At 41.9% G+C, this 23,699-nt stretch carries 17 protein-coding genes; 13 read left to right on the top strand and 4 right to left on the bottom strand.

Features of this window, described 5'->3' with window-relative positions; all coding sequences use genetic code 11:
- Positions 1-36: 36 nt before the first annotated feature.
- Both AAHJ11_RS04965 and ccsA read left to right on the top strand, forming a co-directional pair.
- Complete coding sequence (locus tag AAHJ11_RS04965; RefSeq protein WP_320978719.1) at positions 37-1,167, top strand: PTS cellobiose transporter subunit IIC; 1,131 nt, start codon at positions 37-39, stop codon at positions 1,165-1,167.
- A 44-nt stretch (positions 1,168-1,211) separates the two neighbouring features.
- Positions 1,212-3,689 carry a cytochrome c biogenesis protein CcsA gene (gene ccsA / locus AAHJ11_RS04960; protein ID WP_320974498.1) on the top strand — a complete coding sequence of 826 codons (2,478 nt, stop codon included), beginning with the start codon at positions 1,212-1,214 and terminating at the stop codon, positions 3,687-3,689.
- Between the two features lie 144 nt (positions 3,690-3,833).
- Here the strand turns inward: ccsA and AAHJ11_RS04955 are convergent, their stop codons facing one another.
- Both AAHJ11_RS04955 and AAHJ11_RS04950 read right to left on the bottom strand, forming a co-directional pair.
- Positions 3,834-5,633, bottom strand: coding sequence for a hypothetical protein (locus tag AAHJ11_RS04955; RefSeq protein ID WP_320974499.1), 1,800 nt, complete (start codon positions 5,631-5,633; stop codon positions 3,834-3,836).
- Between the two features lie 6 nt (positions 5,634-5,639).
- A complete protein-coding gene (locus AAHJ11_RS04950; RefSeq protein ID WP_148364435.1) occupies positions 5,640-6,053 on the bottom strand; it encodes an HU family DNA-binding protein in 414 nt (137 codons plus the stop codon).
- Positions 6,054-6,430: 377 nt separating this feature from the next.
- On the opposite strand from AAHJ11_RS04950, the gene AAHJ11_RS04945 reads away from it, so the two are divergent.
- Positions 6,431-6,628 carry a hypothetical protein gene (locus tag AAHJ11_RS04945; protein ID WP_298043860.1) on the top strand — a complete coding sequence of 66 codons (198 nt, stop codon included), beginning with the start codon at positions 6,431-6,433 and terminating at the stop codon, positions 6,626-6,628.
- A 247-nt stretch (positions 6,629-6,875) separates the two neighbouring features.
- On the opposite strand, the gene AAHJ11_RS04940 is transcribed toward AAHJ11_RS04945, so the two are convergent.
- Positions 6,876-7,568, bottom strand: a complete 693-nt coding sequence (locus AAHJ11_RS04940; RefSeq protein WP_195650589.1) for a DUF4468 domain-containing protein — start codon at positions 7,566-7,568, stop codon at positions 6,876-6,878.
- 606 nt (positions 7,569-8,174) lie between these two features.
- Here AAHJ11_RS04940 and AAHJ11_RS04935 point away from each other — a divergent pair.
- On the top strand, positions 8,175-8,636 hold the full coding sequence (locus AAHJ11_RS04935; RefSeq protein ID WP_320974500.1) for a hypothetical protein: 462 nt from the start codon (positions 8,175-8,177) through the stop codon (positions 8,634-8,636).
- A gap of 313 nt (positions 8,637-8,949) precedes the next feature.
- Here AAHJ11_RS04935 and AAHJ11_RS04930 read toward each other — a convergent pair whose 3' ends face one another.
- A complete protein-coding gene (locus tag AAHJ11_RS04930; RefSeq protein ID WP_195650587.1) occupies positions 8,950-9,963 on the bottom strand; it encodes a LacI family DNA-binding transcriptional regulator in 1,014 nt (337 codons plus the stop codon).
- A gap of 389 nt (positions 9,964-10,352) precedes the next feature.
- On the opposite strand from AAHJ11_RS04930, the gene AAHJ11_RS04925 reads away from it, so the two are divergent.
- From AAHJ11_RS04925 to AAHJ11_RS04885, 9 genes are read left to right on the top strand one after another with little or no spacing between them, the layout of a single operon-like run.
- Positions 10,353-11,672 carry an FAD-dependent oxidoreductase gene (locus AAHJ11_RS04925; protein ID WP_195650586.1) on the top strand — a complete coding sequence of 440 codons (1,320 nt, stop codon included), beginning with the start codon at positions 10,353-10,355 and terminating at the stop codon, positions 11,670-11,672.
- A 5-nt stretch (positions 11,673-11,677) separates the two neighbouring features.
- The gene (locus tag AAHJ11_RS04920; protein ID WP_320974501.1) at positions 11,678-13,468 is read left to right on the top strand and encodes a sodium:solute symporter family protein; all 1,791 of its coding nucleotides are present in this window, start codon (positions 11,678-11,680) and stop codon (positions 13,466-13,468) included.
- Positions 13,469-13,499: 31 nt separating this feature from the next.
- Positions 13,500-14,864, top strand: coding sequence for a BACON domain-containing protein (locus AAHJ11_RS04915; protein WP_413579133.1), 1,365 nt, complete (start codon positions 13,500-13,502; stop codon positions 14,862-14,864).
- A 5-nt stretch (positions 14,865-14,869) separates the two neighbouring features.
- Positions 14,870-17,956: a TonB-dependent receptor gene (locus AAHJ11_RS04910; RefSeq protein ID WP_320974503.1), complete on the top strand. Its 3,087-nt coding sequence runs from the start codon at positions 14,870-14,872 to the stop codon at positions 17,954-17,956.
- 24 nt (positions 17,957-17,980) lie between these two features.
- The gene (locus AAHJ11_RS04905) at positions 17,981-19,720 is read left to right on the top strand and encodes a RagB/SusD family nutrient uptake outer membrane protein (protein WP_320978720.1); all 1,740 of its coding nucleotides are present in this window, start codon (positions 17,981-17,983) and stop codon (positions 19,718-19,720) included.
- Between the two features lie 21 nt (positions 19,721-19,741).
- Entirely contained in the window at positions 19,742-20,695 is a 954-nt protein-coding gene (locus AAHJ11_RS04900) for a DUF6772 family protein (RefSeq protein ID WP_320974505.1), read from the top strand.
- A gap of 17 nt (positions 20,696-20,712) precedes the next feature.
- The gene (locus AAHJ11_RS04895) at positions 20,713-21,042 is read left to right on the top strand and encodes a hypothetical protein (RefSeq protein WP_195650580.1); all 330 of its coding nucleotides are present in this window, start codon (positions 20,713-20,715) and stop codon (positions 21,040-21,042) included.
- A complete protein-coding gene (locus AAHJ11_RS04890; RefSeq protein ID WP_320978722.1) occupies positions 21,030-22,406 on the top strand; it encodes a hypothetical protein in 1,377 nt (458 codons plus the stop codon). Before AAHJ11_RS04895 ends, AAHJ11_RS04890 begins: the two co-directional genes overlap by 13 nt.
- Positions 22,406-23,680, top strand: a complete 1,275-nt coding sequence (locus tag AAHJ11_RS04885; protein WP_195650578.1) for an FAD-dependent oxidoreductase — start codon at positions 22,406-22,408, stop codon at positions 23,678-23,680. The genes AAHJ11_RS04890 and AAHJ11_RS04885 overlap by 1 nt, the downstream gene beginning before the upstream one ends.
- Positions 23,681-23,699 lie beyond the last annotated feature (19 nt).

Below are 23,699 nucleotides of genomic sequence, written 5' to 3'. Positions count from 1 at the left end.
GTATCGTTCATCAGAAAAAACATTGAAATTTGCAGTATGAAGTATCATCGAATCATATGTAATTTGTATAAAACGACAGGAAACAGTTGGGAACAGATGGCGGAGGAATTACTTTCATCCGCTGTCCGCGAAGAGAGGGTGCTCCGTCTTGTACTCTTTACACGCTGTACGGATAATCAGGAATACAAGTTTCAGCGTTCCTTTCTGGAACAATGGGTGGAGCGGCATTTCGTTTCTCCCCGTCCGGTGGTTTCGCTGGTGGCTCAAAAGCCTTTGGTAGCAGACTTGGTATTGGAGGTACATTCGTTGGTGGAGATTACGGATGAGGCAGTCACCATAGAGGAACAAATTAGTTCTTTCTCTGTCCGCTACCTGCGGATCATGACTCCTCACTATCGGGAAATAATAGTGGGGGGACTTTACGCAGATGATTTGAATCTTCCTGTTCGCGAACAATCGGAACAGGCTTTCAGAAAGGCAGAAGAGATCTTAAAGACGGAACAGATGAATTTCGGCGACATTGTCCGTCAGTGGAATTATCTGGAAAATATCACGGATATTGCACATGGCAATCAGTGTTATCAGGATTTCAATGATGTGCGTACTCTGTTCTATGCTTCTTCGGAATGGGAATTGAGTTATCCGGCAGCAACGGGGATTGGTACACAGCATGGCGGCGTTCTGATTGATTTCAATGCTGTCAGTGGAGAAGTGAATATTGCTCCTTTAGATAACGACTGGCAACGGGCTGCTCATGTCTATTCGGATGAGGTGTTGATTAGCCATCGGGCGGATGGGAAGAAGGGAACTCCTAAATTTGAAAGAGGAAAGTCGCTGTCCGACCGTCGGCAGGAGGTGATTTATATTTCCGGCACGGCTGCTATCCGTGGCGAGGAAAGTGTAACGACCGGAGATGTTCTCTCTCAAACGGAAATCACTCTTGAAAATATCCAGCATTTGATCGGCTTGGAAGAGGGTAGGGAGAAACTACCGGAACATTCCGGTAAGTTGGGACTTCTTCGTGTATATCTCAAGAATGAAGAGGATGCGCCAGCTGTGAAAGCAGACTTGGATAAACTCTGCCCGGATATTCCTATCGTATATCTTTATGCGGATGTATGCAGAGAGGAATTGCTGGTAGAAATTGAAGGAATTGCTTATCTATAAAAGCCTCATTTATAAAAGCATTGTTTATTATAAAAGAAAAACAGATGAAATTGATTCGACTGATCGCTTTACCAGTATTGATGTATATATTAGCGGGACTTTATGCCCTGATATTGGCGGTAGCCACTTTGGTGGAAAACTCTTATGGTCCTGCCGTTGCCCGTGAATTTTTTTATTATGCTCCCTGGTTTATACTGTTGCAGTTGTTGCAGGCAGTCAATTTATTGGCTATGTTCCTTCAGGGAAGCTATTTTAAGAGAATTAGTAAAGGTAGTCTGATTTTTCATGGAGCTTTTCTTTTTATCTGGTTGGGAGCTGCTGTCACTCACTATGTAGGGGTGACGGGTATCATGCATATCCGTGAAGGGGAAACGGCAAATAGCATGATGAAAGAGGAAGGAACAGGGATGGAAAATGCTTCCTTGCCTTTTTCTGTAACTCTGAATGATTTCCGGTTGCAGCGCTATCCGGGTTCCCATAGTCCGATGTCTTATGAGAGTGACCTGGTGATTAAGAGAGAAAATGAATCTCCTTTACAGGCAACCATACGAATGAATAAAGTGATTGATGTGGATGGTTACCGTCTGTTTCAGTCTTCATTCGATTCTGATGAACAAGGTACCGTGTTATCAGTGAGCTATGACCGTCCCGGTATGCAGCTTACATATGCGGGATATTTCCTTTTACTGGTAGGTTTTGTCTTGACATTGTTCAGTAAGAAATCCCGTTTCGGGCGGTTGCGCAGAGAATTGGGAGAAATGAAAAAGAATACCCCTTTCTGCTTATTGCTCTTTCTGGCTTTATCCGGCATCTCCAATATGCAGGCATTGCGTGCACAACAACCGGCTGTCTCTTTACAACAATCTCTCGTCGTTTCACAATTACCTTGTGTTTCTTCCTTACATGCCGAAAAGTTTGGCAATCTGGTAGTGCTTAACCCTAACGGACGTCTCGAACCCGTCAACAGTTATACATCTGCCATTTTACGCAAATTGTATGGAGCCGATAAACTGAATGGCATTAATTCAGATCAATTCTTTTTGAATCTACTTTCTTTTCCCGATGAATGGGGAGCTTTTCCTTTTATCAAAGTGGATAATAAAGAACTTCTTCAACGCTTCGGCAGAGATGGCAAATACATTGCCTGGCAAGATGTATTTGATGCAGACGGTAACTATATCCTGACGAATGAACTGAACACAATTTACGCTAAACCGGCTGCGGAGCGCAAACGATTGGACTCGGATTTATTAAAACTGGATGAATCAGTAAACATCATATATCGCATCATGCAACACCAATTGCTACCGCTTTTCCCGGATGGAAACGATTTGCAGGGAAAATGGTATTCACCGGGTGATGACTTGAGCGCTTTTCATGGGAAAGATTCTCTATTTGTAACTAAAATCATGGACTGGTATATCTATGAGCTAGGAAATGGAGTTCGTTCCAACAACTGGAAGGAAGCAGATAAAGTAGTTGAAATGATGAATGTCTACCAACAAGCAAAGGCTAAAGTTCCTGCTATTGACAACCGGAAAGTGAAAGCCGAACTTCTCTATAATCAACTGGATTTATTTTTCTGGTGTCGTCTGGCTTACTTGATTTTGGGTGGTATCCTACTTTTCATTGCCTGCGGAGAGATTATTGCGGACTTTAAATGGGGAAGAAAAATTAGCAGTATTCTGATTGCTCTTCTGGCAATCGCTTTTCTCACACATACGGCAGGTGTCTTGTTACGTTGGTATATTTGCGGACATGCCCCTTGGGCAAATGCTTACGAGTCGATGATATGTACTTCCTGGATGTTGGTAGGTAGCGGACTCTTGTTTGCCCGCCGATTCCGTATTCTTCCCGCATTGGCAGGACTATTGGGCGGAATCATGCTTTTTGTAGCAGGACTAAATCACCTGAATCCGGAAATCACTCCTTTAGTCCCGGTACTTCAATCTTATTGGCTGATGTCTCACGTCGCTATCATTATGATCGGTTACGTCTTTTTTGCTCTTTGTGCGCTGATAGGGTTGTTTAATCTTGTATTGATGAGTTTGCTTTCCGCCACCAACCGGGTGAAACTCTTGTTCCGCATCCGTGAACTGACGCTACTGAATGAAATGGCAATGATCCTCGGTCTGTTCTTTATGACTGCCGGAACATTTCTTGGAGCTATCTGGGCCAATGTCTCCTGGGGCAGATATTGGGGATGGGACCCTAAAGAAACTTGGGCATTGATTTCAATCGTTGTCTATGCATTGGTGCTTCATATCCGCTTTATTCCTCTCCTGAAAGGAAAGACCACCTGGTGTTTTAATCTGCTTTCCGTTGTTGCCGTCCTTTCGGTTATAATGACTTGGTTTGGGGTGAACTACTATTTGAGCGGTCTGCATTCTTATGGAAAAACCGAAGGAGGAGATTTCTTGTTGTGGATATGGGGATTGGGCGTATGCCTCGTACTTGTTTTGGCGTTGTTTGCCCGCAGACGTTTAAAGAAACTCTCTGCCACATTTTCGTCTTTCTTTTAAGTATTATACGGGGAGAAACAAAAATGTGGCAGATCATATAATCAATAACTTATCTCTGAAAATAGCCGAAAATAAGAGAAGTTTACAGGAAACATATACGGAGTTTCTGCTTTTTTCGGAAGGAAAACTGCATTTTATTGCCAATTATTTGAATTTCAGTGTTTTGATTGTTCTATTGTCGTGTTTCCATCCTTTTTCTATTTCTGCATATTGTTCCAGTTCTTTGGTTGTGATCCCTCGTCCCGTATTCAGTCCCATCTTTTTATATACTTGTTTCAGCATACTTTTCACTTCCTGAACGGAAAGCTCCGAACCTATGGGAAAAGTACGTTGGATAGAGCTACGCATCTGCCCTGATTGTTTAATCGTATGCTCACTGCTTACATTCAATGCAGTCCGCAATTTATTCTCATTATAGTCAGATTCACGAATGAAATCTCCTCCAAATCGGCAAAAACAATCGTATATATACCTGTCATTGGTCGTAGTAAGCAGATTTCCCAGCATACGTTGGTAGCGTTTTTGCACTTTCTTGTCAGTAGTGCGGCTCATTTTCTCCATTTCTTCCAGCTTACGGACGATCAACTCTGCCCGCTTCTTTTTTGCCAGGCGATGCTGGATTGCCATACGTTCATTATCCGAAACCGGCATGAGACGTTCCTCATGAGAGAATATAAAATAATCGGTCTGTTGATAGGCACTACAAAGCAGATCGGTGGATGTGTATAGTCGCTTCACTTGCTCTTTCTCATATAAATTTGCTATTAGAAACGGATCAGGTTTTCCATTCGCATCCAGATAGGGGAGATATGAATTTTCTCCGATAGCTTCCTGCAACAGAGTACGTTCACCAATATTGGAGGTTTGTGCCAGTTGAGTTTTCCATCCGTTGAAGATATGGGAAGCGCCTTGTATCCAATTATCAATTTCATTGGTTGACATACATTCCAGATCCGGGCGGATGGAAGCAATATGTGTCACGGTATTTACTCCCCCTCGGAATCGTCCGATGATTTGAATGGCTTCGGTAGTAGGATCGATAACCGATTGGGTTGCGCCATGCAAATCACTGATGAGAATCACATGTGGCGGGTTTTTACATATGATATCCACCGCGGAGTAGAAACGTGAAGTGAAGAAGTTGTAACGTTCCAGTTCAGTAATCATCATTGATTTTTTGCGTCGGTTGCCTTTCCATAGTTTGTATTGTCCGTCTTCGCTACAGAAAGTGCAGGCATTGTTCAATTCGGGAATCAATCGGTAGAAACTATCTATCGAATCAATACTGTTGCAGAAGATGCAGACCGTGCCGCGCTTCGCTTCAATCACCTCCTGCAACGTTTCCAGAACATTGTTGGTAGTGATTAGTTTCAGCTTTTGACGATATTCGTAATCCGGCTGAATCAGTACCCGCATGAAACTGTCGAAGCGATTGTCTTTTTCGGGTACGATGGGAGTGGCCGAAATCAATGCCTTATGCTGAAAATGGAAAAAATCATTCATCGGTTCGCGGATAGAATCACGGTAATGCACGTCCTGCACTAGCTTTTCACATTCATCAAACAAGATGAAACACTCTGTATACATATCTATATTTACAGCCAGCATGGCTTCTTTGATTTTGGTGAAGCCTTCGGGAGTAGTCAACAGTTTGTAATGTTTGTCTTGGTTCTTCTCCAGAAAGTCTGTGATTTGCCGGACGCTGACTCCTTTATAGATAGCCAATGAGTTTTTGTGTACCTTTGCTTTAGACTCAATAACAGGTACGTTGGGCTCGATAATGATAGACTTTCGGGGTGCCGTCAATTCGCAGTGTGTAGCTCCCAATCCGGGAAGGAGTTTATTAATGATACAATTGGTCGGGATGAAGTCTTTGCCGGCACGTTTCAATGCATCCGCAAAGTATTCACCTTTTCGGATGGAGTAGATTCTATCGTATTCCATGTTGTTTTAGTATTTTCGTTTGTTGTGTCTTTCCGGATTATATTTCTCGAATCCGGCTGCTGTTATCGCTTTTTTCAAACGTTTTTCGGCTTTGAATACAACATTCTTCACCTCTATGGATTCTGCACGGTGGTGTTCACCTGGTTCTTTGTCTTCGCAGAAACTGCCGTTCAGAGAAAAACTGCCGAAATCATCCAGATTGACAATATTTCCATCTTTCAGAACGGCCTCTATTCCCTCTAGTACCATGCTTAGATTTTTGTATGCGTCGCCTTTGGTGATATTGTTTTTGTCAGCTAAGTATTCAACAAAAGCTTTGGTATCCAAAGTGTCCCATGATAATAGTTGTACCCGTACATTCGTTTCTTTGTCGCCGGTAAAAGTATCCGCAAAACGAGTGGTTTTATAAAGTATGCTCATAAATCTAATTTCTTTTAGATGACTATTATGTATTGCAGTTGAGTAACTTCAGAAATGGACTTGTGTAACTGGGTGGTTGCACAAGTATAGCTGAATGGTTGCTCAAGTGCAACAGATTAATTCATGCGGATGAATTTGCTAAAAGATAAGGGGGAATTATTAATATATGGAGTAGAACTAATTACATCTTCCTTATGGATTGGTAAAAACACCTGGTCGATTAAGACGTCGCAAAGATAGAGAAAATTCTTCATCGTGCTAAGTTTTTTGAGGATAATATATCGGAAGAGGATATCGCTACAATTCTGACCATTATTCTTTCAAATGACAAGATTGAAGAGTTTATTCTGTATTTGGGGATAGATGCAGATCGGGAAATGACGAGTCAAATCAGTCGGATTAAAGGAGAGGGTAGTAGTATTACTTTCGGAGGAAAAAGTATCTATGGACTATTAATTGACTTTGCTTGTCAGCGTTATGGCTGGACAATGGATTATGTGCTTTGGGGAATTAGTTATGTGAATCTGAATATGCTGTTTGCAGGCAGATGCTATCACTACCGTGTATCTAAGTGATGAAGAACGAAAAAAAAAACTGGGACGCGGCGAGGGCAGAGTTGTTAATGCAGATGATCCTAAGAATCGCGATTTAGTCAGGAGAATGATTAGTGAGTAATATGACTGGCTATTAATTTTTTTTTAATAGCTGTGGTCTTCGAATTTTTGATTATTAATAGTCTACATCTCAAGTATTAAGACTTATCGTGTGAATTGTTAATACTTGAGATCTAAACTATTAGTGTTTTTAGTTTTTCAGTGCGAATTACCAATTATCAGATTCGTTACCAACAAGACCGTTTTTTACAGCTTCTTCAATTTTATCAATGATGACATTTGAATATGCATGAGCCATAACCAGTGCTTTTGATGAAGTTTTTTTTGCTTTGTGTGCATCTTTTTCCACAAAAGGATAGCAGCTTTCAAGCGGCCATTGTTCATTAGATAATACAGGCTTTGTAGAACCATTGGAAAAAGCAGACATTACGCCTCCACCAACAGATTTTTCGACATCGTAACACTGTACGGTATAAGTTACACGAATTTTTTTGTCTTTGATATCAACTTTGATAATTGGATGCATACTAACATTGTATGCGTTCATTCCACCTACATGGCCTGCAATATTAGCAACATATCCTTTGCCAATAATAACCCCAGCGTCTTTATCATTAAGCTGAATGACAGAATTTGCATCATTAAAAGACTCAACAAACCAATGATTAAGAGTAATATATAATTTCTCTTTCGTTTGTTCTCCACACTCAATGACCTGTGTGTATGTCAAAGATTTGTTTTTATCCAATGATAATTGAGAGCCTATATTGGCTGCTGCATTTTCCCACTTATCGCCAAACTTTTCTTTGGCATACTTTTCAAGTTCTTCACTCCGCATAAGTTGTGCGCTTACACTAATTGCCGTAAATCCAATTAGAATACTAAAAATAATTCTTTTCATACAAAAAAGTTTTTTCTTTCCCCTTTCTAGAAAAAGGAAAGATATTAATAATAATGTGTTAGACTGAGATTATAGAATTGTAGTTCAAATCAGGGAGACTTGTTATTGTTGCTGTATATTATTACAGTATTGTTTTTAGAATAGTTTGTATTTGATATAGAGTCATTAATTGGCAAGAGTGGATTTGCTTTCATATCATTATGTTTATTTTGTCTAAGTGTTTATTTTAAAATTGGAAATATAAGCTTGTTTGTTCTACTGTATAACTATTTCTTGCGACAAAGGTAATGATATATTTTGTAAATTAGTCATTGTTGAAGAAAAATTATACTTAATCTTTCATGTTTGCATAAGTAATAGCTGTTTGTTGTGTATATATGTGCTACACGCAGGATATATATGCGCTACATATTGGCTATATATATCCTGCGCATTGGCTATATATATCCAATACGCTGGAGATATATACACAACATGTTCATAATTAATAATGTATTTGAGCCTTTTGATATTTGTTTTTGAATATCTTCAGAAAAGTAGAGTAAAAATTTGATTGTATTCAAACTTATTTGTTCCTTTACAAACTATAAACATACAAAAACAAATATGAAGAGTTTACTGTTCTTAATGATTACTGCACTAATGTTTGCTGGATGTAGCAAAGATGAAGAAAGAGATGAGTTTTATGAAAAACAAATTACTGCGAATGAATTAGAGTCTGGTACGGGAACATATGTAATGAACAAAGGTTCATATACATATTACTTAGTTTTTGAAAATGGGAAATTAGGGTACTATACATATAAAGGGGGGAAATTTACAAGCATTCACTCTGTTGATTATTACATAAATAAGAATGATCTCAACCTTGTTAAACATCCATACATGGAAGAAGTTTTGGGAGGTGAAAGAGAATACTATACTCTTTATATCAGTTTTGTTCATTGGGGACATGAGAAAACGACAGATTATGGAACTGGAGGTGAGCAGTTATTGATTAGAGGTGATAACTATCCCTATGAATTTGCGACAGGATATTATGATAAGAGTTCTATTTCTTTAAAATAATGAATCTAAAAACTTAAAGCTATAAGAAATTGTAGAGTATGAAAAAGATAATTCTTACTATAATTCTATTTTGATTATTCAATGGAGACTCTTGTTGTTAGATCGGTAGCACCTCCAACAGTAGAAGGTAGTGATTTGGGATATAACTTTAGTAAAATATGTAAGATCTATGTGCCTGATACTTCAGTAAATACTTATAAAGAAAATAGCTGGTGGTCTCAATATGCAAGTAGAATATATCCTTTGTCAATGTTGCCAAAAGAATAGAAATGTAGATACAAGAAAATCGCCCTGCTTTTATTGAGTAGGGCGGTTATTTATTGGGCGTCGATGCACGCATTTTGATTTCCGCATCCAACACGATTGAATGATTGGGAGATGCCGGATCTTTGATTTTCTCTAAAATCAGTTCGGCTGCGCTTTTTCCCATTTGGTACAAAGGTGGTTCTACTGTAGTTAATTTGGGATAAACTATGTTGGAAAGTTCTGTTCCTGAAAAACTGGCAATGGCGATTTCTTCGGGTATTTTTTTTCCAAGTTCCCTCAATCTGTTCATAGCTCCAATGGCCAATGTTTCTGTAAAAGCGAAAATTGCATTGAAAGGAATATTTCTTTCCACTAATATATCCGCAGCTTTTTTCCCTTCCTCAAAAGTCATGCCGGTTTTTATCAGCATATTATTCTTATCAAAAGGAATTCCGAATTTAGCTAAAGCGTCTTTGTATCCTCTGACACGTTCAATGGAGTTGTAAATATCGTCCGGTCCCTGTATATGAACAATCTGTTTGCGTCCGCTTCGGATCAGACTTTCTACGAGAAAGAATGATTTCATATAATCGTCCACTATTACCTGCGGGACTTCAAGCCCATAGGGAATGCGATCGTAGAACACCATAGGCATTCCTGCTTGCTGTAAACGAGCATATTCCTCCTTGTTTCTTTTATAACTGCAAAGGCAGATGATGATGCCATCCACCATGAAGCCTTCCATCAGTTGTAGGTTCTCTTTTTCTTTTTCCGGGTCTCCTCCGGACTCTGCAATAATCACCTTTATATTTTTGGTGTGAAGTACTTCTTGTATTCCATTTATTACTCGTGAAGCAAACGGCGTAACCATTTCAGGAACTATCACTCCCACGGTATTAGTATGTCCATATTTAAGGTTGATTGCTACAGGGTTTGGCCTATATCCCAATCTTTTAGCCGCTTCTATTACCTTTTCTTTCGTTTCTTTACGGATATTCTTGTCATCTCCCAGCGCACGAGATACAGTGGAAACGGATATTGACAAATGCCGAGCGATGTCTTTAATGGTTATATACTTCATGTTGAATGATTGTTTAAATCAAAGCAAAGATATCGATTTCAATCAATAAATCCTAATATTGGAGTAAAATACAAATCCCATTTGTTTTTGTGCAATGTTTTTGTAACGTTTGCAGATTTTGGGAACGTTCCCGCAATCGTTTGCAGGCAAAAGAGTTAGGAAAAAACTTTTTTTCAAGCTCTCATTCTTTATCTTTGTTACACCAACATGATGTCGAACTAAAGAAAAAGAAACTATGAAAACACATCTCTTTTCTTGTAAGTGCGGTCGAAAGCACATCAAAGTTTACCACTTATTTGAACCGGTAATAATTAATATATATGATTGATTTTAAGACGATTCATTATAAATTTGGTACCAACGTTTAAATTAAAGGATAAAAAACGAGCATGGACAAGAAAGTACAAAGTATAGAAATTGCGAAACAGGTTCCAATTGTGGGCAACTATGATGTAGTTGTCTGTGGTGGCGGACCTGCTGGTTTTATAGCGGCAATTGCAGCTGCTCGCAGTGGTGCGAAAACAGCTATTGTGGAACAATATGGTTTTTTAGGTGGAATGGCTACAATGGGGCTTGTTACTCCTTTAAGTGTATTCACTTATAATAATGAAAAGGTGATAGGTGGTATTCCATGGGAATTTATCGAACGGCTGGAGAAGATGGGAGGCTGTATCATTGAGAAACCTCTTGGCAATGTAGCTTTTGATCCGGAGCTTTATAAGCTTTTATGTCAGCAAATGATGCAGGAAGCCGGTGTGAATATGTATATGCACTCCTACTTAAGTGGTTGTCAGGCAAAAGACGGCAAAATATCCTGTATCCTCTTTGAGAATAAGAATGGGACAGAGGCCATCAGTGCCGATATGTATATCGATTGTACAGGGGATGGCGACCTTGCCGCTATGGCGGGCGTTCCGATGCAAACAGATGAATGTAAACCTCTGCAACCTCTTTCCACCTATTTTATATTAGGAGGCGTGGATACAGATTCGCCCATGATAATCGATGCCATGCACCATAATAAACAAGGGCAGAATTGTCATTGCATTGCAGTTCGTGAGAAACTTTTGGCAATGAAAGAGGCACTTGGCATCCCCGAGTTCGGAGGTCCTTGGTTTTGCACCACTCTTCGCCCGGGTGAAGTAACAGTTAATATAACCCGTACTGCAGGAAATGCCATCGATAATAGAAATTTTACCGCAGCGGAATGTCGCTTGCGAGAAGACGTATTTAAAATAGCACGAATCTTTAAAGAGAACTTTGAGGAGTTTAAAAACAGTTATGTGACGACAGTCGCTGTACATGCCGGTATTCGTGAGACACGCCGTATCAAAGGTGTACATACTATTACAGCAGAAGAATATGTGAATGCTTATAAATATTCTGATAGCGTATCACGCGGTGCACATCCTATAGATATTCATGTTGCAGCAGGTGCGGAACAGAGCGTAACTTTCCTTAAAAAAGCAGCGTATGTACCTTTTCGTGCTCTTATAGCTGAAGATTTTCCGAATCTGCTCGTAGCAGGACGCTGTATTAGTGCCGATAAGATCTCCTTTGCGTCACTTCGCGTTCAGGCAAGTTGTATGGGGGTAGGACAAGCCGCAGGAGTGGCAGCTGCACAATGTATAAAGGCAGGTGTGACAGTACAAAAGGCTGATATTCACAATCTCATAAAGGAATTGAAGAAAATTGGAGCAATTATATAAAGAATATGGAACAGTTAGATTATATTATTATTTTACTCTACTTTCTCGGATTGATTGCCGTGAGTGTTGTGATGTCCCGGAAAATCAAAAACTCCGAGGATATGTTTATTGCCGGGCGAAATTCTTCGTGGTGGTTGTCGGGAGTCTCTTCTTATATGACCATCTTCTCGGCAAGTACCTTTGTTGTCTGGGGAGGTGTCGCTTATAAGTCGGGACTTGTTGCGGTAGTCGTTGCACTTTGCCTTGGCGTAGCATCGTTTATTGTCGGTAAATGGATCTCGGGTAAATGGCGGGAGCTACGTATCAAATCGCCGGGGGAGTTCCTCACCATCCGGTTTGGACACCGTACAGTAAGTTTTTATACGATTTCAGGGATTGTAGCCCGTGCGGTGCATACGGCAGTGTCTCTGTATGCGGTAGCGGTTGTGATGTGTGCATTAATTAAAGTCGATGGTGGCAGTATTTTTGCAAGTACGGGTATGATGGGCGATTCACCGACGGGTTACTTTAGTATTTGGTGGGCGCTTCTCATTCTTGGTGCTATCGCTCTTGGATATACCATTGCTGGAGGATTTCTTGCGGTACTAATGACTGATGTAATTCAGTTTGGAGTGCTCCTGGTCGTGGTTGTATTTATGATACCTCTTTCATTTAATGCAGTTGGAGGTGTAAGTGCATTTATTGATAAGGCAAATGAGATACCGGGATTCTTCTCGGGTACATCTCCGACCTATACATGGGGGTGGCTTTTACTGTGGGTATTTCTCAATGTGTCCATGATTGGCGGCGACTGGCCGTTTGTACAGCGATACATAAGCGTACCTACTACAAGAGATGCGAAAAAGAGTACTTATTTAATAGGAATTCTTTATCTCGTCACTCCTCTCATTTGGTATCTTCCTACCATGATTTACCGTGTGATGGAACCCGGACTTGCGCTTGATTTGGATACAACTACAATGACTTTCAACGGTGAACACGCTTATGTGAATATGAGCAAACTTGTACTCATGAAAGGAATGGTCGGCATGATGTTGGCGGCGATGTTATCGGCCACATTGAGCAATGTTTCGGGCATTTTGAATGTGTATGCCAATGTATATACCTATGATATTTGGGGACATAAAGAGAAAAACCGTCAAGCGGATGAAAAAAAGCGTATAAAAGTAGGACGTCTATTTACATTTATCTTTGGAATTGTGATAATCGCTTTGTCGATGTTAATACCATTTGCCGGAGGTGCCGAAAAGGTAGTAGTAACCCTTCTTACAATGGTGATGTGTCCTTTATATATTCCGTCGATATGGGGACTGTTCTCGAAGCGGCTGACAGGCAATCAACTTATAACCGCAATGATTCTTACTTGGTTCGTTGGTATTATGGCTCGCGTCATAATTCCCGCCTCCGTTATTAGTCCAAGCCTTATAGAGTCTGTTTCCGGTTGTGTACTTCCCGTACTTATCCTTGCGATAATGGAAGTTTGGTCGGCATATAAAAAGTATGAAGACAATGGTTATCAAGCTATTTGTGAATATACTGATTCTGAAGCCGATCGCAAACCGACATTAAAGGAGAAGAAAGCGGTATTAATCTATTCACATTTGGCTGTTAATTGCTTCTGTATCACCATTGGTGTCGTTGCGCTCTTGCTGATTGGTCTGCTTATTGTTGGCGATCCGAAGACGCTTGCGGTCAAAGGGATCGTAATAGGAAGCATCGTACTGATGGTTGCCATGATATTTGCTTATGTGATATACAGAATTATATATGCAAGACGTCTGAAAATGTATAGCTAGTCAATTATTAATAACCCTAAATACTAATCAAATGAATTTAAAGATGTTATTGTTTGCAAGTGTGTCGCTTGTGCTTTTTGCATCTTGTCATAACTCGGATGATCCGTATATGACACTCGCGGCAAAGACACTTGATGTAGAAGCAGAAGGTGGGCTTTTCACCGTTGACCTTTCATCAAATGTCTATTACAGAGTCAATAACGACTGCCAGACCGAAGGAAGTGATAGCCATTGGGCAGTTGTTGATTCGTATGAGACGCAAGGTGAGATAACTAAATTTACAATCAAAGTCTCTGAAAATTTATCGACTAGTTCCCGTGTCGGTGCCATTCGTTTCATTGGTGATGATGTAACTCCTCTAAAGCTGGTTATTACCCAAAAGATGATTGTTCCGAAAGGCATCAGTCCTACCACCGAATCGATCGACGCAACTACAACAGAATCTTCGTTCAAAGTCTTTGGCGATAAAGAGTGGAATGCTGTTTGTACAGATGCAGATGTAACTGTTTCTCCTGCAAATGGGGTAGGTGAATGTGACATTAAACTTACTTTCCCGGAGAACAAGACATTTGTTAAGCGGACAATAAAAGTAACGGTAACTATTCTGGATGATACAGACTATATCTATACTCTTGTACAAGATGCTTTCTCGGGTATTTTGGCTGACTGGGACTTGAAAAGTTTGACCGGCAACACAAGTGGAACATTTGCTGATGATGACGCCCAGTCTGTATTTCCGGGAACCAATGGCAAGTATATTGCTCCAAGTTCTGGAAGTGGTAAAATTGAGTATTGGGCATGCGACCGGACTGCTTATGTAGCGCAGAATGCCGTATGTAACCGTGCCGTGGGTAGTAATGGTGATCCGTATGTATCAGGAGCTATTCCCGGTGATTATTGGTATGTCTATGGTGATATGAAAGGTACGATTATTCCTGCCGGCACAAAGATTCACTTCTATTTTGTGACCAAATTAGGAACGATGTGTTCCAATTACTGGATGATCGAGTTCAAGGATGGTGAGGAATGGAAACCGGCTCTTCCGACTTCGACTCTTCAGGAAAGTGCGACAGAGACATTGTCGGGTGCACCAATTAATTATTCGGCGACTATTACTTACAACTTTGCTGGAATGTTGCTTGATACCAGTAACAATGGCGCATATATCCCTGCCGAAGGAGTATTTACTACAACTAAAAATATGGATGAGATTGTGTTAAGATTTGGACAAGCGGGTCGTTTATGTCTTAGTGGTTCTAAATATTCCGGAAAATATATTGATTGGACACATGCAAGTGGCCAGACACGTTTTTCAGCGCAACATCCGAGTAACCCTGAAACAGGTGCGGCAATCAAAGAGTATAACGAACATGTATTGCTTGAAATCGTAGAATAAATAGTATGAAAAAATATATATTAAGCCTGTTATTGGCATGTTTCCTGCAAATCAATCTGGCTTTTGCACAGAATGTAATGAAGGGTGTCGTTAGCGATACCAATGGTCCTCTTGTCGGAGTGGTGATTCACGATAAAGACAATGGAAAGGGTACTACTTCCGATATGTCGGGAAAGTATGCGCTCAATGGCGCTGAATTAGGCCATACAATAGAATTTCGTTATCTTGGTTATGTGACCGAGACTGTGGTATGGGATGGTAAGAGTGCAGTAAATATGAAACTTAAAGAGGATGCTGTACAACTTGAGGAGACTGTTGTTATCGGCTATGGATCTGTAAAGAAGAAAGATCTTACAGGTGCGGTCGGTGTAATCAATAGTTCTCTTATCGAGAAACAGAGTACGTCTCAACTTTCACAATCTTTGCAAGGACTGATTCCGGGACTTACGGTTACCCGTTCGAGTAGTATGCCAGGAGCGAGTGCTACGGTTCAGGTGCGTGGTGTGACAACAATGTCTGATTCGAGTCCGCTTATCCTTGTCGATGGTATGATGGTCAGTAGCCTCGATAATATAGCAAGCGAGGATGTACAGCAGATTACTGTACTTAAAGATGCGGCTTCTGCATCCATCTATGGTGCCCGTGCTGCTGCCGGTGTTATCTTGATAACGACCAAGGAGGCAACCGAGGGACAACTTTCGATCGGTTATAACGGAGAGATTTCCTTATCTTCTCCTACCGAATTTCCGAAATTCCTGACCGACCCTTATCACTACATGACAATGTATAATGAATGGTCGTGGAACGATGCCGGTAATCCTGCAGGAGGTGAGTTTGCCAACTATTCACAGGACTACATCGACAACTATGCTACCAACAACAGGTATGATCCCATTCAATATCCTATCTATGATTGGAAAGATGCTATTCTTTCGAGCACCGCTATGCGCCATAAGCACAACTTGACCATGACGTATGGAAACAAGGTAATCAAGAGCCACACTTCCGCTACCTACGAAAATGCCGATGCTATTTATAAAGGTTCAAACCACGAAAGAATCTCTATCCGTTCACGTAATAATCTGAAGATTAGTGATAAACTTTCCGGTTCTATCGATTTCTCGGTACGTTATGCTACGAAAAATGACCCGACTTCCGGTAGTCCAATTCGTGCAGCTTATATGTATCCTTCCATTTATTTAGGACTTTATCCGGATGGTCGTGTTGGTCCCGGTAAAGACGGCAGTCTTAGCAATACGCTTGCCGCCTTATTGGAAGGCGGAGAGAAGAAGACTGTATCCAACACAATGACCGGTAAATTCTCGTTGAGCTATAAGCCCATAAAAGATTTGACTATTACTGCCAATCTGACTCCTACCGTTGGAACTGTTTCGATCAAGGAGATGAAAAAAGCCATACCTGTTTACGATGCATACGAAACCGATGTTATGCTGGGATATGTTTCGGGATATACTTCTAATTCGCTAAGTGAAGAACGCCGTAACATCAAATCATTGGAGAAACAATTCATCGCTACGTACGACAAGACCTTCAGCAAGGTACATAACTTCAATGCCATGGTTGGTTATGAAGATTATAGCTATACGTATGAAACGATGTCGGGATCGACAAACGATATGTCTTTGTCTTCTTTCCCTTATCTTGATTTGGCGAACAAGAATGCTCTTGCCGTAGCCGGTAATTCTTATCAGAATGCATACCGTTCATTTTTTGGCCGTGTCATGTATAATTACGACAGCCGTTACTACCTCCAGATCAATGCTCGTGAAGACGGATCTTCACGTTTTCACAAGGATCACCGTTGGGGATTCTTCCCATCCGCATCGGTTGGTTGGGTAATCTCTAATGAGAAATTCATGCAAAACATAACCCCGATAAGTTATCTGAAGTTCCGTGCCTCTATCGGTACTCTCGGTAATGAGCGGATTGGAAATTATCCTTATCAGACATACATTTCATTTAATAATGCCATTATGTATGACAGTGCGGGCTCTACGCCCCAATCCTCAATGTCCGCCGCACAACAGGATTATGCGTATGAGAATATCCATTGGGAGAAAACACAGAGCTGGGATATAGGTGTGGATGCCGCTTTCTTTAATAATCGTCTTGACTTTAGTGCAGATTATTACTATAAGAAAACAACAGATATGCTCTTGTCGGTGGCAATCCCGTCGTTTACTGGTTACTCGGCACCTGACAGGAATGTAGGTAAAATGCACACCCGCGGTTGGGAAGTGAAACTCGGCTGGTCTGACCGTATCGGAGATGTAAATTATGCGGTAAGTTTTAATATCTCTGATTACAAGTCTATTATAGATAATCTTAACGGCAAGCAACAGTTTAACAGTGATGGTACCATTATTACTGAAGGTGCAGAATATAACTCATGGTATGGATATAAGACTGCAGGTTTGTTCCAGACCGCAGAGGAAGTCAGTGAAAGTGCTTTGCTTTCGGCTTCTACCAAACCGGGTGATGTGAAATATGTAGATGTCAGCGGTCCGGATGGTACTCCTGATGGAATTATCAATGAAACATACGACCGAGTAGTGCTTGGCAGTTCGTTGCCACACTATCTATATGGAGGTTCTATTAGTTTGGGCTGGAAAGGTATCTCATTTTCTCTACTTTTCAATGGTGTCGGAAAACAACTTTCACGCCTCACCGAAAGTATGATTCGCCCCATGCAGGGACAATGGCTTCCGGCTCCGTCAGTTCTTCTGAACGACAATGGCAGCCGTAATTATTGGAGTGTATATAACACTGCAGAGCAGAACGCAGCAGCCAGCTATCCCCGCTTGAGCCATCAGGGTGGTGAATACAACAACTACAAAATGTCGGATTACTGGCTCAAGAGTAGTGCCTATATGCGTATAAAGAATATCAACCTTGGCTATACAGTTCCTAAAAAAATCGTCTCTAAAGTCGGAATCAAGGGACTTCGGGTGTACGTCAATATCGATGATCCATACTGCTTTGATAGTTATCTTTCGGGATGGGACCCTGAAGCAGGCGCTTCTACCTATATCACACGCACTTATACGTTTGGAGTTGATATCAAATTCTAATGGAGTATGAAAAAATTACATAATATGAAAAAAATACATGTATCGATTTGCATGATAGCTCTTCTATCTGTAACTTCTTGTGTGAACCTCGATCTGAATCCTCCTTCAGCTGCATCCAGTGAAAACTGGTTTTCGTCACCGGAGGAAGTTCGAATCTCGTTGAACGATTTTTATCGCAGTACTTTCTTTGTTATAGAAGAAGGCTGGACGCTGGACCGTAATACGGATGACTGGGCGCAACGAACCAACATTTATACCATTGCAGCAGGTTCACTGAATGCGTCTTCTACAAGTAATCCTAATATCAAGACTGTTTGGAGTTACACGTATAAGAACATTAGTCGTGCCAACCGGATTTTGGAGGCACTCGACAAACTTGAAGGCGAATATTCCACCACTGAACTGAATACGCTTCGTGCCGAAGCTCGTTTTTTCAGAGCGTTTGCTTATTCACGTTTGATTACTCTTTGGGGAGATGTTCCTTTCTATCTGACTTCGATTACTCCGGAGGAAGCATTTGAGATGGGGCGTACCGACAAAGCTGTCGTTCTGAAACAAATTTATGAAGATTATGACTATGCTGCAGATAATTTGCCGGTCGCAAATAATAATAGCGGCGCCACCCGTGTGGACAAAGGAACGGCTTATGCTTACAAGGCTCGTACCGCTCTTTATCAGCACGACTATGGGACCACCGCAAAGGCTGCGCAAGACTGTATGGATCTGGGAGTATATGACTTAGCCCCTGATTATGGAGAGCTTTTCCGCGACAAGACAAGAGGAAGCAAAGAAGTTATCTTCTCTGTTGTCCACTCAAATGACCTTGAGTTGGATGAAAACGGTCAGCCTACTACACAGGCTATCGGTTCCTTTATTGCCCGTACGGCAGGCGGTACACATAATGCACAACCTTCGTGGGAACTTCTTGCTGTCTACGAAATGACGAATGGCAAGACGATTGATGAACCGGGCAGTGGCTTTGATCCTCACGATCCATTTGCCAACCGTGATCCCCGTTGCCTGGAAACATTTGCTGCTCCCGGTAGCCGTATCTATGGTATTGAGTGGAATCCTGCGCCAAACGCACTCGAAGTTATGGACTATACGCAAAATCGTATGATTACAAACAAAGATTCCAAAGGCGGTTCGGATGCTTCCAACTGTGCTTACAATGGTTGTTGCCTGCGCAAAGGCGCGCAAGAGTCATGGCGTACTACTTTGTATAACGACAACCCCGTTATTCTCATGCGTTATGCCGATGTCTTGTTGATGTATGCCGAAGCTAAGATTGAACAGGGGGAGATTGACGCTACTGTCCTTGCTTGCATCAACGATGTCCGTGCCCGTGCTTACGGCACCACCCGTACACAAACCAACGACTATCCGTCCATCACGACAACCGATCAGACAGCATTGCGCAAAGTGCTCCGTCGTGAGCGTCGTGTGGAGTTTGCATGGGAAAATCTTCGCTATTTCGACTTGCTTCGTTGGCATCAGTTTGAGAATGCTTTCGGACATAATATGTACGGATTTACCCGTACAGCCAACAGGGCAAAGGAATACTTTGCGGCAGGCAACTGGTTTTGGCCGGAGACTCCGACATTTGACAAAGACGGATTTCCTTCTTTTGAAGCGATGGCCGACGGGACCTATATCGTCCAGCATGGTGAACGTAAGTATGATGAGAAGATTTATTTGTGGCCATTGCCAAGTGATGATGTATTGATAATGAATGGAAAACTTGTTCAAAATCCAGGGTACTAACTTTATTAAATAAATGATATTATGAGCATTGGAGAAATTTTATTGCACAGTCGTTATCAACCATTGAAAAGGGTGTTGAGCTATGATGTATTCAACACCGGCTTTAATGGCTGGATGACATTGATGCCTAACTTTACGGAATATCCCGATTTTGATGTTCCCAAGACATTGGTCAATAAAGACCAGTGGCCACCGGTCATGCTTAGTTCCGCTACTTTCAGGTATCCGGGCACTCACGGGGCAATGTCCGGCACTTACTCTCTTAAACTTTCAACAAGACCTGTTGCCGCTCTTTATACGGAGATTCCAGCGGAAGGTTGTCTGGGACATGCCATTAAGCGGCTTTCGTTCTCTCGTCCGGGCTGCAAATATTTGCAGATAGAATGTTGGTTTACATACACGGCGGAGCAGGATGTTGTGGATGGCGGTGACCGTCCGCAACCGGGTTTACACGAGAGTTCCATCCGCGACTTTGGTATGGGATTCGATGTACAGGAGGGTGGAAAGCGTTACCATGTAGGAATTCGCTATCTCAATGCAGTAGATGGCAAATTAATGCAGAAGTGGCAGTATGAACATTCCAATGAAGACATAACCGACCGTGATTGGGCTTATGGGCTTGACGGAGACTGGTGTAAGAGGGGAGTCGATCCTTGGTGGTTCGGCCGCCGTTATCCTAATGGCGATCACGATGGGTTTAAGGATTTGAAAGATGGTCATCAGAAACTCATTTATAATGAGACCGACTGTAAACTCAATTGGCAATACATGCGTCTGAAACTTGACACACAGCTTCGTGAATATGTCGAGTTTCAATGTCAGGATAGAATTTGGGATATGCGTGGCATTGCAGCCGATACTGTTGACGGATATGGGCGCATCGACAATCTTATCAATCCTCTTTTCTGGGTGGGTACTGATACCAATCGTCGTGTATTCTTTTATATAGATTCTGTTGTTGTTTCACAAGAATAAAAGGAGGAATGTAATATATGAAAATGTTTAATGATTCCCACCTTGAGGTAAAGAAGTTTTTTAAAGGCACTTTCTTCACTCATCCTTACGAGGCTGGTTGGGCAGATGAGGCTATATTCTTTGTTATGGTTGAGAAAATAGAAGGAGATCCCGTATTTGAAGGTCGTGTACAACTATCGCAAGACGGTATACATTGGGCTGACGACGGTAGTGATTCTGCAATCTTCAAAGGACTTGGCCAACATATTATAAAGGTAAATTCAAATTTTGGTAATTATATTCGTCTTGCCGTCAGCATTGAAGGCGGAGAGATGTTTTTAAATCTTCATATAGCATGCAAAGGTTAATATTTATACTTAGTCTGTTCATCCTTGCGATTGTAGGATGCAGCTCCAATGAGTCTCACTCATTTTTGATTCGTCCGGATGGAGGTGGGGAAGATGCTGCCACTGAAATAGAGGTAGGTAAAACGATTCCTGCCTGGCAAGAGGGTATGATGGATATTCATTTCATCAATACGACTACCGGTGAAAGCATGTTTGTAATATTCCCGGATGGTACGCAAATGCTTATTGATGCCGCAAGTTCGAGTGTTACGACCAACTCTAATAGTAATACGACCAACACAGGTATCCGTAGTCGTTGGGATCCGACTCTGACTTCTACCCGTGGTTCACAGATTATAACTGATTACATTCGTAAGTGTATGGTATGGACAGGTAACAGTACGATTGATTATGCTGTACTTACCCACTTCCATAATGACCACTTCGGCGGTTATACTTCCTCCTTGCCGAAATCTTCCAACTCCAGCACTTATTCGTTGATAGGTTTTGCTGAGATTTTCGATAATTTCAAGATTGGTACGCTTCTCGATCGTGGCTATCCCGATTATAATTATCCGTTCGACATGGCGACAATGGCAGACAATGCTCCAAGTTGTAATAACTATATCAATGCAGTGAAATGGCATGTCGCTAATCAAAAGTTCGATGCTGCGATATTCAAAGCAGGGGCGAATAATCAGATCGTTCAGAAGTATAATCCTGCAAAGTATCCTACTGCAAAGGTGCAAAACGTGGCAGTGAATGGAGAGATCTGGACAGGTTCGGGCACTACCACAAAAAAGACATTCCCTGAACTCTCGGAGATTTCATACGAAAACAGTAAGAACATTACCTCCAGTGACAATTGTCCGCCGGAGAATATAACCAGTTGTGTGATGAAAGTTTCGTATGGCAACTTTGATTTCTTTGCCGGTGGTGACCTTCAGTATAACGGACGTTCGAGTCATGCGTGGAAAGATGCCGAACTGCCCTGTGCAAAAGCAGTAGGTCAAGTGGAACTATTGAAAGCTAACCATCACGGTGTAACCAACACCAATCAGGCGGATGCTCTGAAAGCACTCAATCCACAAACGATTGTTGTCAATTCGTGGGTAGATTGTCATCCCCGTACCGATATACTGAATTCGATGGAGACAACACTCCCTGCGTGTGACATGTTTATCACTAACTTTTGGCAGGGCGATCGCCCCAGCGGAGTAGACGACCGGGTTACGGCGGAAGAGGCTGCGAGAGTAAAGGGATATGATGGACATATTGTAGTTCGTGTGACCGACGGGGGAAACAAATATAGAGTTGTGACAATCACAGATTCTGACGGGGCAATGACTGTTAAGACTATTTCCGGTCCATATACAAGCAGATAATGAATACAAAATATTATGATGTAATAGTAGCAGGTGCAGGTCCTGCCGGGATATGTGCGGCTGTAGCCGCCGCCCGGCAAGGAGCACGTGTTGCTCTTATCGAAAGATACGGAGTCATCGGAGGTAACCTGACCGCCGGGTATGTCGGCCCTATTCTCGGTAGTGTAAGTAAGAACACGATGCGCGATGAGGTTTGTGCTATTCTTGGCGTCGAAGACAATGACTGGATTGGCGAGCATGGAAATGCTCACGATTTCGAAGAGGCAAAACTTACATTGGCAGAATTTGTCGCCAGGGAAAAGAACGTCGATGTCTTTTTGCAATGTTGTGTGTCGGATGTTATTCGTGACGAAAAGGTGGTAAAAGGCATTAAGTGTGCAAGTAACGAGGGGACGCTCTGTTTTGAGGCCGCGGTTACGATTGACTGTACCGGTGATGCTATAGTATCTTTTCTTGCCGGTGCAAAAATAGAAAAAGGACGTGCTGACGGACTCATGCAGCCTGTAACCCTTGAATACACCATTGACGGCATAGATGAATCGAAAGGAATTATCTGTATTGGAGATGTAGACAATGTTCAACTGAATGGCGAGTGTTTTCTTGATTGGTGTAAAAAGAAAGCCGATGAGGGCAAACTTCCCCGGATGCTTGCTGCCGTGCGTTTGCATCCGTCAGTCAGAACGGGTTGCCGTCAGGTAAATACGACACAAGTCAATAGGGTGGATATAACTTCGGTAAGCTCTATTTTCGCTGCCGATCTTGAACTTAGGCAACAGATACGTCTCCTGACTCAATTCTTGAAAGAAAATTTGCCGGGTTACGAAAACTGTAGAGTGATCGGGAGTGGTACAACAACCGGAGTGCGCGAAAGCCGCAGGGTGATGGGCGACTATGTGATCGATGCCGATGAGATGGCGGAAGGTTGTCGTTTTGCCGATGTGGTAGTACATAAAGCATTGTTCATTGTCGATATACATAATCCTGATGGAGCCGGACAGGCGGAACCGACCATACAATATTGCAAACCATACGATTTGCCGTATCGTTGTTTTCTTCCGTTGGGCTTGGAAGGGCTTCTTGTGGCGGGACGGTGCATATCGGGTACTCACAGAGCTCACGCTTCATACCGTGTCATGAGTATTTGCATGGCGATGGGAGAGGCTGTTGGCATTGCCGCTGCCATGAGTGCCTCGCAGCATTGTACTCCGCGGGCTCTCGATGTAGGAGAGTTGCAAAGACGGCTTGAGTCGTTAGGCGTAGAGCTGTTTGATTAACGTAGAACATAATCATACT

It is taken from the genome of Bacteroides sp. 90-K9/2, assembly GCF_047310725.1.
GTDB classification, from domain to species: domain Bacteria; phylum Bacteroidota; class Bacteroidia; order Bacteroidales; family Bacteroidaceae; genus Bacteroides; species Bacteroides vicugnae.
This window is presented reverse-complemented; position numbering and strand designations above follow the sequence as displayed.

Bases quoted from the DNA above. Each gene is read 5' to 3' on its own strand.
- AAHJ11_RS04965 (WP_320978719.1), top strand. From the start codon at position 37: ATGAAGTATCATCGAATCATATGTAATTTGTATAAAACGACAGGAAAC.
- ccsA (WP_320974498.1), top strand. From the start codon at position 1,212: ATGAAATTGATTCGACTGATCGCTTTACCAGTATTGATGTATATATTA.
- AAHJ11_RS04955 (WP_320974499.1), bottom strand. From the start codon at position 5,633: ATGGAATACGATAGAATCTACTCCATCCGAAAAGGTGAATACTTTGCG.
- AAHJ11_RS04950 (WP_148364435.1), bottom strand. From the start codon at position 6,053: ATGAGCATACTTTATAAAACCACTCGTTTTGCGGATACTTTTACCGGC.
- AAHJ11_RS04945 (WP_298043860.1), top strand. From the start codon at position 6,431: ATGACGAGTCAAATCAGTCGGATTAAAGGAGAGGGTAGTAGTATTACT.
- AAHJ11_RS04940 (WP_195650589.1), bottom strand. From the start codon at position 7,568: ATGAAAAGAATTATTTTTAGTATTCTAATTGGATTTACGGCAATTAGT.
- AAHJ11_RS04935 (WP_320974500.1), top strand. From the start codon at position 8,175: ATGAAGAGTTTACTGTTCTTAATGATTACTGCACTAATGTTTGCTGGA.
- AAHJ11_RS04930 (WP_195650587.1), bottom strand. From the start codon at position 9,963: ATGAAGTATATAACCATTAAAGACATCGCTCGGCATTTGTCAATATCC.
- AAHJ11_RS04925 (WP_195650586.1), top strand. From the start codon at position 10,353: ATGGACAAGAAAGTACAAAGTATAGAAATTGCGAAACAGGTTCCAATT.
- AAHJ11_RS04920 (WP_320974501.1), top strand. From the start codon at position 11,678: ATGGAACAGTTAGATTATATTATTATTTTACTCTACTTTCTCGGATTG.
- AAHJ11_RS04915 (WP_413579133.1), top strand. From the start codon at position 13,500: ATGAATTTAAAGATGTTATTGTTTGCAAGTGTGTCGCTTGTGCTTTTT.
- AAHJ11_RS04910 (WP_320974503.1), top strand. From the start codon at position 14,870: ATGAAAAAATATATATTAAGCCTGTTATTGGCATGTTTCCTGCAAATC.
- AAHJ11_RS04905 (WP_320978720.1), top strand. From the start codon at position 17,981: ATGAAAAAAATACATGTATCGATTTGCATGATAGCTCTTCTATCTGTA.
- AAHJ11_RS04900 (WP_320974505.1), top strand. From the start codon at position 19,742: ATGAGCATTGGAGAAATTTTATTGCACAGTCGTTATCAACCATTGAAA.
- AAHJ11_RS04895 (WP_195650580.1), top strand. From the start codon at position 20,713: ATGAAAATGTTTAATGATTCCCACCTTGAGGTAAAGAAGTTTTTTAAA.
- AAHJ11_RS04890 (WP_320978722.1), top strand. From the start codon at position 21,030: ATGCAAAGGTTAATATTTATACTTAGTCTGTTCATCCTTGCGATTGTA.
- AAHJ11_RS04885 (WP_195650578.1), top strand. From the start codon at position 22,406: ATGAATACAAAATATTATGATGTAATAGTAGCAGGTGCAGGTCCTGCC.